We start from the raw sequence: 13642 nt of genomic DNA, 5'->3' as shown, positions 1-13642 counted from the left end.
CAAGCTGAAGACCTAATGGATCGCCTCGTCGCCCTTGCCGTCAATCGGCGCTTCCTGATGGTCGGCATGTTCGTCGCCGTGTTGGTCGGCGGCCTGATCGCGTTCAACCAGCTCAACATCGAGGCCTATCCCGACCCGACCCCGCCGATGGTCGACATCGTGACCCAAAGTCCGGGCCTGTCGGCGGAGGAGATCGAGCGCTACATCACGATCCCGATCGAGACCCAGGTCGCAGGTCTGAAGAACATCACGACCATCCGCACCATCTCGCTCTACGGTCTCTCCGACGTCAAAATCCAGTTCTCCTTCGCCTATACTTATGAAGAGGCGTTGCAGCAGGTGCTGAACCGGCTGGCGCAGCTCGCGCCGCTGCCGGGCAACGTGCAGCCGCAGATCTCGCCGCTCAGCCCGATCGGCGAAATTTTCCGCTACCGCCTGGTCGGCCCGCCGAACTACAGCGTGCTCGATCTCAAGACCATCCAGGACTGGGTGCTCCAGCGCCGCTTCCGCGCCGTGCCCGGCGTCATCGACGTCACGGGGTGGGGTGGCAAGAGCAAGACCTACGAGCTCCAGGTCGATTTCAACAAGCTGGTCGCCAACGGACTGACGCTGCCGCAAGTGCTCCAGGCCGTCGGCAATGCGAACGTCAATGTCGGCGGCAACACCGTCAATATCGGCCAGCAATCGGCCGTGGTGCGCGGCGTCGGCCTGATACGTTCGATCGACGATCTCGCCAACACCATGATCGCCCAGACCAACGGCAATCCGGTGCTGGTCAAGGACGTCGCCACCGTCACCGTCGGGCAGAAGCCCCGCCTCGGCATCGCCGGCATCGACGATGCCGACGACATCGTGCAGGGCATCGTGCTGATGCGTCGCGGCGAGCAGAGCTCGCCGACGATCAAGCGCGTCCATCAGCTCGTTCAAACCATCAACAACTCCAGCATCTTGCCGCCGGGCGTGCGCATCGAACGCATCTACGACCGCGGCGACCTGATCGAGCTCACCACCCACACCGTGCTGCACAACATGGTGGTCGGCATTCTCTTGATCGTGCTGCTGCAATGGATCTTCCTCGGCGATCTCCGCAGTGCGTTGATCGTCGGCGCCACCATTCCGTTCGCGCTGTTCTTCGCCGTGATCATCTTGGTGCTGCGCGGTGAATCGGCGAACCTGCTGTCGGTCGGCGCGATCGATTTCGGCCTGATCGTCGATGCCACCGTCATCATGGTGGAGGCGATCTTCCGCCGCCTGACGCAGACGACGCCGGTGTCGGAAACCGAGCACATGTCGCCCGAGACGCTGTTCGGCATGAAGAGCCACGCCATCCTCAGCGCCGCCGCCGACGTCTCGCGCTCGATCTTCTTCGCCGCCGCGATCATCATCGCGGCGTTCATCCCGCTGTTCACGTTGTCGGGCGTCGAAGGCAACATCTTCGGGCCGATGGCGCGCACCTATGCCTATGCGCTCGCCGGCGGCCTGCTTGCGACCTTCACGGTCACCCCAGCGCTGTCAGCGATCATCCTGCCCGCGCATGTCGAGGAAACCGAGACGAAGGTCATGCAGATCCTGCACCGGCTCTACATGCCGGTGCTGAATTGGGCGGTCGCAAACCGCAGCATCGTCCTCGGTGCCGCGGTCGGCCTCGTGCTGATGACGGTCGCGCTCGCCCGGCTGCTCGGTCTCGAATTCCTGCCGAAGCTGGAAGAGGGCAATCTCTGGATCCGCGCCACGCTGCCGCCGACCATCTCGCTGCAGGAAGGCAATTCCTACGTCAACGAGATGCGCAAGGTGATCCGCGCCCGGCCCGAGGTCGAATCCGTGGTGTCGCAGCATGGCCGTCCCGACGACGGCACCGACGCCGCCGGCTTCTTCAACGCCGAGTTCTTCGCCCCGCTCAAGCCCGCTAGCCAATGGCCCGGCACGCGCGACAAGGAAGAGCTGACCGCGCAGCTGCTCAAGCAGCTCGACGACCGCTTCCCCGGCGTCGAATTCAACTTCTCGCAATATCTCCAGGACAACGTCTCCGAAGCCGTCTCCGGCGTGAAGGGCGAGAACTCGATCAAGCTGTTCGGCAGCGATCTCCAGGCGCTCACCGACACCGCCAACAAAATCAAGCAGGTGCTGTCGACCGTGCAGGGCGTCACCGACCTTGCGGTGTTCACCTCGCTCGGGCAGCCGACCATCCAGATCGACATCGACCGTGCCAAGGCCGCCCGCTATGGCCTCGCGCCCGGCGACATCAATGCCACCATCAAGGTCGCGATCGGCGGTGACACCGCGGGCGATCTCTATGAGCCCGGCAGCGACCGCCACTTCCCGATCATCGTGCGCCTTGCGCCGGAATACCGCCGGAGTGCCGAGGCGATCCAGAACTTGCGGATCGGCGCGCCCGGGCCGAATGGCACCGTCACCCAGATCCCCTTGAGCGAGGTCGCCACCATCAACCTGGTGTCGGGTGCGGCCTACATCTATCGCGAGCAGCAGGAACGCTATCTGCCGATCAAGTTCTCGGTGCGCGAGCGCGACCTCGGCAGCGCGATCCGCGAGGCGCAGCAGAAGATCGCCGACCAGGTGCAATTACCGCCCGGCTCGCACATGGAATGGGTCGGCGAATTCGGAAACCTCCAGGACGCGATCCGCCGGCTGTCGATCGTGGTGCCGATCTCGCTGGCGCTGATCGGCGTGCTGCTCTGGTTCAATTTCGGCTCGATGGCCGACACGCTGCTGGCGATGAGCGTGATCCCGATGGCGATCTTCGGCGGCGTGCTGGGTCTCTTGATCACCGGCACGGCGTTCAGCGTCTCCGCAGCGATCGGTTTCATCGCGCTGTTCGGCATCGCCGTGATGGACGGCATCATCATCCTGTCGCAGTTCAATCAGTTGATCGAAGAGGGCATGGACCGCATGAGCGCGGTGGTGCGCACCGGCGAATTGCAGCTGCGGCCCGTGCTGATGACCTGCGTCGTCGCCGGCGTCGGCCTGTTGCCAGCGGCGCTGTCGGAGGGCATCGGCTCGCAGGTGCAGAAGCCGCTCGCCGTCGTGGTCGTCACCGGCATGATGCTGGCGCCGGTCGTGATCCTCGTGACCTTGCCGGTCTTGATCTCTTTCTTCTCGCGCCGCGCGCGCTGATATCAGGCCGGCAAACTAAAGCGCGATGAGATTGCGATGAATCGTCATCGCGCTTTAGATTATTGTTTGAGCATGATCTTTTCGGAAAACCGCTGCGCACTTTTCCGGATCATGCTCTAGAACCCGTAAAGCCGCGCCGGATTGTCGACCAGGATTTTCTTGCGCACGCCCGCATCCGGCGCCCACACCGGAAGCTGGTTGAGCAGCCGACCGTCGTCGATCTGGTAGAGCGGCGCGATGTCGGTGGCCTTGCGTCCCTCGACGCGGCTCGAATCCGGATGCGGCCAGTCGGTGCCCCAGACGATGCGATCGGGGTTGGCCGCGATCAGCGCCTGCGCGTACGGCGCCATGTCCTGATAATCGGGCGCGAGCTTCGACGAGCGGTAGGCGCCGGAGATCTTGACATAGGCCTTGCCGGACTTCACCAGCGCGACGAGATCGGAGAAGCCGGGCTGCTCCAGGCCCCGCTCGGCTTCGAGGCCGCCGAAATGGTCGAACACGACCGGCACCGGCGCGGTCTCGACGAGGTCCTTGATCGCCGAGATCATGGCAAGCGTGGTGTAAAGCTGCACGTGCCAGCCGCGCGCTTTCATGCGCTCGACTGCGGCGGTGAAGCGGGGCCGGCCGACATTGGGGTCATTGACGCCGCCGGTCGCCAGATTGAGGCGGACGCCGCGGAAGCCGTCCTGATGCATCGTGTCGAGCGCGCTCTCCGGCGTCTTGTCGTCGATCACGGCGACGCCACGCGCATTCGCGCCGCGCGCCTTCATGCCGAACAGGCTCGACGAATTATCGGTGCCGTAGACGCTGGGCGTGACGATCACCACGCGCTCCATATGTAGCGCCTTGTGCAGTGCGGCCATCTCCTCCGGCGAAGCCGGCTCGGGCGTGTAGACGCGCCCGGCGAAGAACGGAAACTTTTCGACATCGCCGTGGATGTGGGTGTGGCAGTCGCAGGCGTGCGGCGGAACGTCGAAATTGACCGGCGTCGCGGGCTGCGCGGCCCGGGCGTGGGCTCTGTTGGTCATGGCTACTCCGGCGGCGAGGGAGGCAAGCAGGACGCTGCGTCGATTGAGCACGGTTTCTCTCCCTGATTTGTTTTTTTGAGGCCGTGCGAGACAGTATCACATCAGTCCGGCAGCCGCTCCGCTTCGCTGCATAGCTGCTCGACGAGGTCCGCAAGCGGGCGTGAGCCGTCAACGCGCACGACAGGGCAGGACAGGCCGGAGAGCCACGCTTCATGCTTTGCAAGATTGCGGCCTTCGCGATCACCGGCTTCGTAGTGCGAGGCCCATTCGACGAAGTCTTCGGTCTCGGCATGGCGCCAGCCGCCCGGCGCGACGGCATCAGTGCCGAAATGAGCGGCCTCGCGGGCGCGCAATCGCTTCAGCCGGATCTCGCGCGGCGTGGTCACGAAGACGACGAGGTCGAAGTACGAGACGAGCTCCTCGGCCCAGCCGGTGATCGATCCGCTCAGCACCCAATCGAGACGCGGCAGGAACATCTCGCGCATCAGGCGCAGGCGCTCGGCGACCGGGCGCGTCGTCTGATAAGGCGGCACGGTCGGCAGCCAGAAATAGTCGTCGCTGTCGTGATGCGGCAGCGCAAGCCGGCCCGCAAGAGCGCGACCGAGCGTCGTCACGCCGGACCCCGAAGCTCCCATCAGATGGATGCGGCGGCTGTTCATGGCACCCGCGAGAAGATTGAGATTACTGCCCCGACGGCGTGCGCAGGCCGTGCCAGGCGTCGCGGACCTGCTGGTAGTGCACCTCCGGCAAATAATCCGGCGTGTTCAGGCTCAAGGTCTTGACGTCGAGATGGCCGACGGCGCTGAGCAGGGTGTAGGAGGCGATCACGCGGTCGCGCAGCGCGCCGATCAGGCGGGCCTTGGCCTGGATCAGGTCGGCCTGCGAGTTCAAGACGTCGACCGTCGTGCGCTGTCCGCCGGCGGCTTCGCGCTGCACGCCCTGGAGCGCGACGGTTGCCGCCTTCACCTCGGACTCCGAGGCCGAGACCGCGATCTTGGCGCCTTCGTTCGCGACCCATGCGCTGACGGCGGCGGTGCGCGCCTGGTTGCGGACTTGGTCGAGCACGAGCCGGCTCTGCGCCGAGACCTCCTTGGCCTGCCGGGTCTGCGAGGCGGCCTGGCCGCCGTCATAGATCGGCGCGGTGACGCTGGCGACGATCGAGGCCTGGTCCTCGGCGAAGGTGCCGAGCGTCGGGTCGTTGTTGCGGCTTTTGCTGGCGCTGCCCTGGACGCTGGCGCTCGGCAGCAGCGCGCCCTCGGCGACGCGGATATTGGTCGAGGCGACATCGACGTCGAAGCCTGCGGCCATCACCGCCGGATGCTGACGAATCGCCATCGTCATGGCGTCCTCGCGGCTCTTCGGCAGATAACGGTCGACGACCTCGGCGGCTCGAAGCTGCGACGGGGGATTGCCGATCACCTGCGCATAGGTTGCCTGGCTGACCGCGAGCGCGACTTCGGCGGCGTTGAGATCGGCAAGGCCGCGGTTGAGACGGGCTTCGGCCTGCGCGGTATCCGTCGGCGTGACGTCGCCGGCGTTGAGGCGGCGCTGGGTGACCGCGAGCGTCTCGCGCAGGAAGGCGACGTTGGAGCGCTGCGCCTCGACCAGCGACTGGTTGGCGAGCACGTTGGTGTAGGCGGTGACCGCGTCGAGCAGCACGCCCTGGCCGACATTGCGCAGCGCCTCGCGGCCCGACTGCACCTGGAGCTCGGCGGCGCGCACGTTGTTGGCCGTGCGGAAGCCGTTGAACAGGGTCTGCGTCACGGTGACGCCAATCACCCACGGCTTCAGGTTCGCGGTCTGGATGGTGTTGTCGGGCAAAAGGTTGCGCACCGATTGCAGGCCGGCGCTGAGGCTCGCCACGATTTGCGGCCGGTAGCCGGCCAGCGCCTGCGGCACGTTCTCGTCGGTCGCGCGCTGGCGCGCGCGCTCGGCATTGAGCTGCGGGTTGGTCTGGTAGGCTTTCGCCAATGCCTCCGGCAGGGCTTCCGCCGACGCAGCAGCGGGCAGGGCGCAACAGAGCGCCAGCGCGGTCCATGTCGCAAGCACAGGCCCCACGCCCGATCGATGCTGCGTCATCACGCGACCAGCTCTAGCGGCACGCCCAATCATGAAATCCCGCAAACCCCGGCTGTCCGCCCCCCGCCGACGGCGGCCCTCTTAACTGTTTAACCAGCCGAGGTCCCGCAGGCAAACTGCCGCGGGGAAAACCCCCATCTATTCCGTGCTTGTTGCCGGCGAGTCACAGCATTTTTGCGGATCAGCATCAGAGCCTTACACCAGCCTGACCGTCGGCTTGCGCCTACCGGTTCTTGTTCACCGGCTTGCGCTTCTCGATGAACGCGGCCATGCCCTCGGCGCGGTCCTCCAGCGCGAAGGTCGCGTGGAACAGGTTGCGCTCGACGCTCATGCCTTCGGCGAGCGTGGTCTCGAGGGCGCGGTTCACCGCTTCCTTGGCCATCGCGGCGGCAGGCCGCGACATCGCGGCGATCTTCTCGGCGGCGGCCATGACTTCGTCCATCAGCTTGTCGGCTGGCACGATACGGCTGACGAGGCCTGAGCGCTCGGCTTCCGCCGCATCCATCATGCGGCCGGTGAGGCAGAGATCCATCGCCTTGGACTTGCCGATGGCGCGGGTCAGGCGCTGGGTGCCGCCGATGCCGGGAATGGTGCCGAGCGTGATTTCGGGCTGACCGAATTTGGCGGTGTCGGCGGCGATGATGATGTCGCACATCATGGCGAGCTCGCAGCCGCCGCCGAGTGCATAGCCTGCGACGGCGGCGATGGTCGGCTTGCGGCAGCGCGCGACGCGGTCGCCGCCGATCGCGGCGAAATCTTCCGAGAACATGTCGATGAAGCCCTTCGGCTGCATCTCCTTGATGTCGGCGCCGGCGGCAAAGGCCTTTTCGCTGCCGGTCACGACGATGCAGCCGATGGCGTCATCGGCCTCGAGATCGTCGACGGCCGCGGCAATCTCGCGGAAGACGCCGAAGGAGAGCGCGTTGAGCATTTTCGGCCGGTTCAGCTTGATGATACCGACCGCACCCTGGCTTTCGACGATGATGTGTTCGAACGTGCTCATGCTCCACCCACGCGTTTGATTGGGCGGGCAATGTGCCCGCTGGCGCGGATGCCTTCAAGGGGCCCAAAGGCCGCCGGAACAAAGGTCGCCCGGAACACGCCGCAAGATGCGCGTCCCGGGCGTGGAGGTTCTTCTTAAGCCATGAACATGCGCGCGGCGGAGGCCAGTGTCAGCAGCGTGCCGACGCCGATGAAGATCTTGCCGATCAGGGAGCTCTGGTCCCAGGCCGAGCTCTGCTGGCTCGCCATTACCGGCGCCGGCCGCGGCTGCGCGTCGGTTGCGGCGATCACCGCCTTCTGCGCCGGCGGGTTGTCCTGCGGCAGGGCGCGGTCGAGATCGTTGAGCTGGTCGGGTGCGACGACCTGGCTCTCGGCGTCCGAGCCGGCCGGAGTGTCGGCCGCGGCCTGGACGTTGTCGTTGGCGCGGCCCGTCATCGCGGTGGCTGCGGCTGCCGTCGGCGTGTCGGCGGCGGCAAGCTGCGCACGGGCGTTGGCGACTTCCGGCGGCATCTGGCTGGATGCAGGCGCGTCCCTGCTGGCCTTGACCTCGTCGGTCTTCGTCGCAGCGGCCTTGTCGTCGGAGGACTTCTCCGCCGTCTTGCTGCTGCTGCGGCGAGAAGAGTGGCGGCGGTGCTTGCTTGGCTTGTCCGCGTCGGCCTGTTTGCCGGCGCTGTCCGATTTGCTGTCCGCGGCCGCGCTCGGTGCTGCCTGCGCAACGCCTCCGAACAGCAGGAAAAGCCCGGCCAGAAGAATCAGGGCAGCGCGCCCGCTGGTTTTCATCATGTTGACGATCTCCCCAATCCACCCATCCCGGACCGAACAGAGACGCCGGGGCGTGACCACAGCGGGGCGGAAAATGGGAATCTTCGGGCTACACCGGGCGAAAACGGGGCAATCCGGTTCCTCGCGGCCGGCCGCTGGATGCGGGACGGGCCGATCGGTGTTATGAGCCGTCGCAGACTTTTTCGGCCCTTTCGGCAACGCAGCCCGGCACATATCACGAATTCGTGATCTAGCTGACGCCCGCGTAACAAATTGAAAGAGCGGCCGAATTGCATGGTGAGGGCGCGCGTGCGCGGACGTGAGGACGAATGGACCGACCTGATGCGGTCGGCCATGGCTGGCGATGATGCGGCGTATCATCGCCTGTTGAAGGCGGTCACGCCGGTGCTGCGCGCCGCCGCGAGGCGGGGGCCTGGCGCGGGCCGGGCAGCCCCCCGACCAGGCCGAGGATATCGTGCAGGAGATTCTGTTGGCGGTGCATCTGAAGCGGCACACCTGGGACAGCGAAGCCCCCTTCGCGCCCTGGCTGTTCGCGATCGGCCGCAACAAGCTGATCGACACGCTGCGCCGGCGCGGCAAGCGCGTCTTCGTCAACATCGACGATTTCGCCGAGACCTTGCCGGGCGAGGCGCCGCAGGAAACGGCGTCGGCGGGCGAGGTCGCAGCGCAGCTTGGCACGCTGCCGCAGCGTCAGCGCGACGTATTGCAGTCGATCGCGGTCGAGGCCGCCTCGATCAAGGACACGGCGGCGAAATTTTCGATGAGCGAAGGTGCGGTGCGGGTCGCGCTGCATCGCGGACTTGCGGCGCTGACTGCCAAACTGCGAGACCATTAGTCATGGATACCGATCAACTCATTCGCACGCTCGCGGCCGACAATGCCCATCGCGCGCCGCGCGTCGGCGCCGTGCTGACCATGGCGCTGCTGGTGGCCGCGCCGTTGTCGATCCTGATCTTCGCGACGTTCCTCGGCGTGCGGCCCGACGTCATGACGGCCATGCACAATCCGTTCTTCGACATGAAGTTCGCGGTCACGCTGTCGCTCGCGATCCCCGCGATCATCGTCAGCCTGCATCTGTCGCGGCCCGAGGCCTTGATGCGCGGCTGGGGCTGGCTGCTGCTGCTTCCCGTCGGGCTGCTCGCGGTCGCGATCGGCGGCGAGATGATGATGGCGCCGGCAATGCCGATGACGATGCGCATGATGGGCAAGAACTCCAGGGTGTGCCTGGTTGCGATCCCCGCGATGTCGCTGCCGCTGCTTGCGGGCGCACTGTTCGGCCTGCGCCACGGCGCGCCGTCGCATCCGGCGCTCGCCGGTGCGCTCGCCGGCCTGGTATCGGCGGGCCTTGCCGCGACGCTCTATGCCTCGCACTGCACCGACGACTCGCCGATGTTCGTCGCGACCTGGTACACGATCGCAACGGCGCTCGTGACCGCGATCGGCGCCGTCATCGGCTCAAAAGTCTTGCGGTACTAGTGCATGATCCGGAAAAGTGCGCAGCGGTTTTCCGAAAGGATCACGCGCAAACAAGGAGCTGAAGCGCGATGACGATTGAGCCCAATCTCATCGCGCTTTAGTCCCAACGGCTTCACACCGCCGGCGTCGTGCCCTGCATGCGGTGGAAGCGCAGCACCTGCTGCGCTGTCGATGAGCGCAGCGCCTCGTAGGTGTCGCGCAGCATCAGCATGTCGGTCTGCGAGCCGCCGGAGAGCTTCTCGCGCATGGCGATGATGGCGCGCACGCTCGACCAGGACATGCCCGCGACCTTGGCGAGGATCATCACGCCCTCGGTGCGGCTCTCGATCATCATGTTTTCGGCGGTCTCGACCGCGACGCCCGCGAGCGCGGCGAGCCCGGCATTGGTTTCGTCGAACTTGCCCTGCTCGGCGAAGGTGGTGACCTGGAATTCGTTGAGGCGGCCGTCCGCATGCAGCGACTTCACCAGCGCGCGCGCCATCTCCGTCTGCCTCGTCATGGCGGCCGCACGGACCCGCTGGGCCGCTTCCTGGACCACGCTCGAGACTTCGTCCGCAAGCCCAGGATGCGCGGCCTCCAGTTTCCTGCGCACGCTCAGGGAGGCTTTCGCGACCAGCCTCAGATAATGATGGCGCGGCAGATCGGGCCGCAGGCCGATGCAAGTGGCGAGCTCGTCGTCGCGCTCGGCGCGGGTGACGAGGTCGGAGAAGCTTCCCTCGGAAAGCTGGGCGCCGGGATTGCTGACGGTCGACTGCACCACGTCGTCGTTGCCGCGCGTCACCAGCAGGTCGGTCAACGCTTCCGACAGCACGCGACGGAGCGAGATCGCCTTGAGATGCGCCTGGCCCCTGGTGCGCGCGATCTCGAGCAAGGTGGTCTCGTCGAGCCGTTCCGATTTCGACAGCACGGGGCCGGCGACCTCGATGACCTCGTCGAGCGCGAGCGTGCGGATGATCTTTGGCGGTGCCGCCGCGATCGGCGCAAGGCGCTCGGCGAGCAGCGCTCTCGCCGACGTCTCGATCTGCTCGATCAGGCACTGGAACACGTCGTCGAACACGCGGACATGCTCGTCGGAATAGTCCACCGCGTTGCCTACGAAGAGATCGGTGACGCGGCGCAGCGTCTCGACCCGGCGCGCGACGGTGCCGTGCGAGAGCGCGGCCTGCAATTCGTCCAGCAGGTTGTCGGATGGTTTGGCGTGTTTGGATCTCATTGCCCTTTCCTGGAGCGTTGGGTCCGGCGGCGGCTTCTGTCGCACCCGGAGAAAATGGATTGGTCAGCTCGTTGCAATTCGGTTGCGCCCTTGCGCCTTGGCGGAATAGAGCGCGCTGTCGGCGCGCGCGAGAAATGTGTCGGCAGTATCAACGTCGCGCAGCGTCACAACGCCCGCGGAAATCGTCACCCGCAAGCCCGGCGAGAACGCGCTCCAGTCGAGATCGGCGACGATGCCGCGCAGCCGCTCCAGCATGCGCGCGGCCGCATCGGCTTCGGTGTCGGGCAGCAGCAGCAAGAATTCCTCGCCGCCGTAGCGGCCAAAACTGTCGGCCGGGCGGATGTTGGCGAAAATGGTGATGGCGAAGGTGCGCAGCACCTCGTCGCCGACGGGATGGCCGTGGGCGTCGTTGATGCGCTTGAACCAGTCGAGATCGATCAGCGCGATCGCGCAAGGCGCGGACGTCTGCCGCGACTTTTCGATCTCGGCGTCGAGCAGCCGCATGATGCAGCGGCGGTTGTAGGAGCCGGTGAGCTCGTCGAGCTCGGCGAGCTCCTCGATGCGGCGATACGCATCCTTCAGCTCGATGCTGCGCCGATACAGGATCTTGCGCAGCGTGGCGCCGAACAGGCCGAGGAAGGCGCACTGGCCGATCACCAGCACGAAGCAGAGCATCGAGGCAGTGCGCTGCAGCCGTGTCGCAACCGGCATGCCGATCGGCAGGTCGGAGGCGAGGAAAACGGCGGCAAGGCCGCTGGTCGCGATCGCCCAGGTCAGCATCGCCTGGGCCGAGGTCATGCGCAGCGTGCCGAAGGCGAAGATCAGGAACAGCACGCTGATGAAGGCGACGCCGATGGTCGGCACCGACACCAGGAACACGAATTGCAGCGCCATGTGCGCCGAGATCTGGAACACGGTGAGATAGTGGTCGGTGAACCTGTCACCGACGCCTGCCTCCGACAGCACGGCGAACGAGCCGATGATCAGGAGGCCGCCGAACCAGAACAGCGAGGCAACGTCGACCGAGGTCGCGCCGTCATAGGCGTAGAGCAGCAGAACCGAGGCGCCGAGCGAGTAGCTCACGACTTGGCCGATATACATCTGGCGTCGCTGCCGGGCCCTGCGCGCCAGCACCACGGGCGCGGCCGCCTCAGGCGCGAGGACGAGATCCGCGGCCTCAGCGGCATTCCTCTCCGGAAAGGACGTCGCGGCCGTGCTCATGGTCCCGCCAGTGGTGGAGTTCAGCCCAAAAATCTACGTGGCAAGCCTTTAGGTTTGGTATCCTTTGAAACCGAATCCGAACCGTGCAGCGCAGAACAGCATGGTGTTAGCCGGCAGGAGAATTTGCCGGCGATTAGGCATCGTTTGCGATGCGGTCGAGCCAAGGCGGGGGTTCGTGAGACATACGTCGTGCAGGACTGCTATGGAACCGGAATTGGTCGGCCCGCCCGTGCCGGGCAGACACCCCGCAGGAAAGTGTTTCAGTAATATGTTACCTACATCGATCGAGACGGCCAACCGCCGCAGGTGGGACGAGAAAAATGCACGTATGTGGGGTAAATCACACAGGCCCCCGTACGACTGCGGTACGCTGAAGAATTTCGCTTCTCCCGTCGAACCGTCCGCCGTATCGACCCGACCAACTTTGCGAGACGGGCTTTGAGCGTGACACAGGCGGCTTCGGACGAGGTCCTGATCGCCAGGATCGCCCAAGGTGACCGGCTCGCCATGCAGGTGCTGTACGGGCGGCACCATGTCAGGGTCTACAGGTTCGGGCTGAGGCTCGTGCGGGACGAGCAGGCGGCAGAAGACCTCATCAGCGAGGTTTTTCTCGACGTCTGGCGTCAAGCCGGCAAGTTCGAGGGCCGATCCGCCGTTTCAACCTGGCTGCTGGCAATCACCCGATTCAAGGCCCTTTCGGCGCTCCGGCGCAGGAAGGATTTTGAGTTGGACGAAGACGCCGCGAACGCGATCGAGGATTCGTCCGATGATCCGGAAACGGTGGTGCAGAAGAAGGATACCAGTGAAGCGTTGCGGGAGTGTCTGACGGGCCTCTCGCCGGAACACCGGGAAATCGTCGATCTTGTCTACTACCACGAGAAGTCCGTGGAAGAGGTGGCCGAAATCGTCGGCATTCCGGAGAACACTGTGAAGACGCGCCTGTTCTACGCGCGCAAGAAACTGGCCGAACTGCTGAAGGCAGCCGGCGTTGAGCGAGGCTGGCCATGATGGCATTGAGCAAGAAGATGCTGGAGCAAGAGCCCAGTGAGATTGAACTGCTGCTGCCCTGGCACGCCGCCGGCACGCTGAACGCGCGCGACGCCCGCCGCGTCGAGGAAGCGCTGGCGCGCGATCCCGAACTGGCCAAGCAGTATGCCGCGATCCGCGGCGAGTATGAAGAGACCATCCATCTGAACGAGAGCCTGGGGGCTCCGTCGGCGCGCGCGATGCAGAAGCTGTTTGCCGCGATCGACGCCGAGCCGGCGCGGGCAGCCACGCCGTTGCCGCTCTCCACGCGCATCTCGACCTTCTTTGCGAGCCTGTCGCCGCGCACGCTGGCCTGGTCGGCGAGCCTCGGCGCCATCGCGCTGCTGCTGCAGGCCGGCATCATCGGTGCCGTGCTGATGAAGACCCAGACCGCGACCTACCAGACCGCGTCGCTCTCGATCGGCGCGCCGATCACGCGCGAGCTCGGAGCTGCACCGGCGCGGGCGCTGGTGCGCTTCACGCCCGAGGCGCGCGTCGCCGACATCACCGCGCTGCTCGACAGCTACCAGGCCTCGATCATCGGTGATGCCAAGGGCGGCATGTTCCGCCTCCAATTCGACAAGGCGATGAGCCAGGACGAGCTCGCCGCGCTGCTCGCCAGGATGTCGCGCGAGAAGTTCGTCAATCTCGCCGTGGCGGCGCCTTAAGCGCGCCTCTTGAC

At 65.8% G+C, this 13642-nt stretch carries 11 protein-coding genes and 1 pseudogene; 5 read left to right on the top strand and 7 right to left on the bottom strand.

The window, feature by feature from the left end; all coding sequences use genetic code 11:
• The first annotated feature begins 15 nt into the window (after positions 1-15).
• Complete coding sequence (locus BRAGE_RS0123575) at positions 16-3132, top strand: efflux RND transporter permease subunit (RefSeq protein WP_027558726.1); 3117 nt, start codon at positions 16-18, stop codon at positions 3130-3132.
• Positions 3133-3248: 116 nt separating this feature from the next.
• Here BRAGE_RS0123575 and BRAGE_RS0123570 read toward each other — a convergent pair whose 3' ends face one another.
• The 5 genes from BRAGE_RS0123570 to BRAGE_RS0123550 all read right to left on the bottom strand — a co-directional run bounded on the left by BRAGE_RS0123570 (position 3249) and on the right by BRAGE_RS0123550 (position 8024).
• A complete protein-coding gene (locus BRAGE_RS0123570; RefSeq protein ID WP_027558727.1) occupies positions 3249-4211 on the bottom strand; it encodes an amidohydrolase family protein in 963 nt (320 codons plus the stop codon).
• A gap of 50 nt (positions 4212-4261) precedes the next feature.
• A complete protein-coding gene (locus BRAGE_RS0123565; protein WP_027558728.1) occupies positions 4262-4819 on the bottom strand; it encodes a hypothetical protein in 558 nt (185 codons plus the stop codon).
• Positions 4820-4841: 22 nt separating this feature from the next.
• Positions 4842-6272 carry a TolC family outer membrane protein gene (locus BRAGE_RS0123560; RefSeq protein WP_027558729.1) on the bottom strand — a complete coding sequence of 477 codons (1431 nt, stop codon included), beginning with the start codon at positions 6270-6272 and terminating at the stop codon, positions 4842-4844.
• A gap of 190 nt (positions 6273-6462) precedes the next feature.
• On the bottom strand, positions 6463-7242 hold the full coding sequence (locus BRAGE_RS0123555) for an enoyl-CoA hydratase (protein ID WP_027558730.1): 780 nt from the start codon (positions 7240-7242) through the stop codon (positions 6463-6465).
• Positions 7243-7376: 134 nt separating this feature from the next.
• Positions 7377-8024, bottom strand: a complete 648-nt coding sequence (locus BRAGE_RS0123550; protein WP_027558731.1) for a hypothetical protein — start codon at positions 8022-8024, stop codon at positions 7377-7379.
• 321 nt (positions 8025-8345) lie between these two features.
• Here BRAGE_RS0123550 and BRAGE_RS49145 point away from each other — a divergent pair.
• Both BRAGE_RS49145 and BRAGE_RS0123540 read left to right on the top strand, forming a co-directional pair.
• Positions 8346-8859: pseudogene (locus tag BRAGE_RS49145) on the top strand (sigma-70 family RNA polymerase sigma factor).
• A gap of 2 nt (positions 8860-8861) precedes the next feature.
• Positions 8862-9500, top strand: coding sequence for an NrsF family protein (locus tag BRAGE_RS0123540; protein WP_027558732.1), 639 nt, complete (start codon positions 8862-8864; stop codon positions 9498-9500).
• A gap of 112 nt (positions 9501-9612) precedes the next feature.
• Here the strand turns inward: BRAGE_RS0123540 and BRAGE_RS0123535 are convergent, their stop codons facing one another.
• Together BRAGE_RS0123535 and BRAGE_RS0123530 are read right to left on the bottom strand one after the other, a co-directional pair.
• Positions 9613-10713 carry a DUF2336 domain-containing protein gene (locus tag BRAGE_RS0123535; RefSeq protein WP_027558733.1) on the bottom strand — a complete coding sequence of 367 codons (1101 nt, stop codon included), beginning with the start codon at positions 10711-10713 and terminating at the stop codon, positions 9613-9615.
• A gap of 63 nt (positions 10714-10776) precedes the next feature.
• Positions 10777-11934 (bottom strand): GGDEF domain-containing protein, encoded by a 1158-nt coding sequence (locus BRAGE_RS0123530; protein ID WP_027558734.1) that lies wholly within the window; start codon positions 11932-11934, stop codon positions 10777-10779.
• Positions 11935-12372: 438 nt separating this feature from the next.
• On the opposite strand from BRAGE_RS0123530, the gene BRAGE_RS0123525 reads away from it, so the two are divergent.
• Both BRAGE_RS0123525 and BRAGE_RS0123520 read left to right on the top strand, forming a co-directional pair.
• Positions 12373-12942 (top strand): sigma-70 family RNA polymerase sigma factor, encoded by a 570-nt coding sequence (locus tag BRAGE_RS0123525; protein WP_027558735.1) that lies wholly within the window; start codon positions 12373-12375, stop codon positions 12940-12942.
• Positions 12939-13628, top strand: a complete 690-nt coding sequence (locus BRAGE_RS0123520) for a hypothetical protein (RefSeq protein ID WP_027558736.1) — start codon at positions 12939-12941, stop codon at positions 13626-13628. The genes BRAGE_RS0123525 and BRAGE_RS0123520 overlap by 4 nt, the downstream gene beginning before the upstream one ends.
• The last annotated feature ends 14 nt before the right edge of the window (positions 13629-13642 follow it).

It is taken from the genome of Bradyrhizobium genosp. SA-4 str. CB756 (assembly GCF_000473125.1).
Taxonomy (GTDB): domain Bacteria; phylum Pseudomonadota; class Alphaproteobacteria; order Rhizobiales; family Xanthobacteraceae; genus Bradyrhizobium; species Bradyrhizobium arachidis.
This window is presented reverse-complemented; position numbering and strand designations above follow the sequence as displayed.

What these genes read in the sequence shown, in the direction of transcription:
- BRAGE_RS0123575 (WP_027558726.1), top strand. Translation starts at nt 16, where the DNA reads ATGGATCGCCTCGTCGCCCTTGCCGTCAATCGGCGCTTCCTGATGGTC.
- BRAGE_RS0123565 (WP_027558728.1), bottom strand. Translation starts at nt 4,819, where the DNA reads ATGAACAGCCGCCGCATCCATCTGATGGGAGCTTCGGGGTCCGGCGTG.
- BRAGE_RS0123560 (WP_027558729.1), bottom strand. Translation starts at nt 6,272, where the DNA reads ATGATTGGGCGTGCCGCTAGAGCTGGTCGCGTGATGACGCAGCATCGA.
- BRAGE_RS0123555 (WP_027558730.1), bottom strand. Translation starts at nt 7,242, where the DNA reads ATGAGCACGTTCGAACACATCATCGTCGAAAGCCAGGGTGCGGTCGGT.
- BRAGE_RS0123550 (WP_027558731.1), bottom strand. Translation starts at nt 8,024, where the DNA reads ATGATGAAAACCAGCGGGCGCGCTGCCCTGATTCTTCTGGCCGGGCTT.
- BRAGE_RS0123540 (WP_027558732.1), top strand. Translation starts at nt 8,862, where the DNA reads ATGGATACCGATCAACTCATTCGCACGCTCGCGGCCGACAATGCCCAT.
- BRAGE_RS0123535 (WP_027558733.1), bottom strand. Translation starts at nt 10,713, where the DNA reads ATGAGATCCAAACACGCCAAACCATCCGACAACCTGCTGGACGAATTG.
- BRAGE_RS0123530 (WP_027558734.1), bottom strand. Translation starts at nt 11,934, where the DNA reads ATGAGCACGGCCGCGACGTCCTTTCCGGAGAGGAATGCCGCTGAGGCC.
- BRAGE_RS0123520 (WP_027558736.1), top strand. Translation starts at nt 12,939, where the DNA reads ATGATGGCATTGAGCAAGAAGATGCTGGAGCAAGAGCCCAGTGAGATT.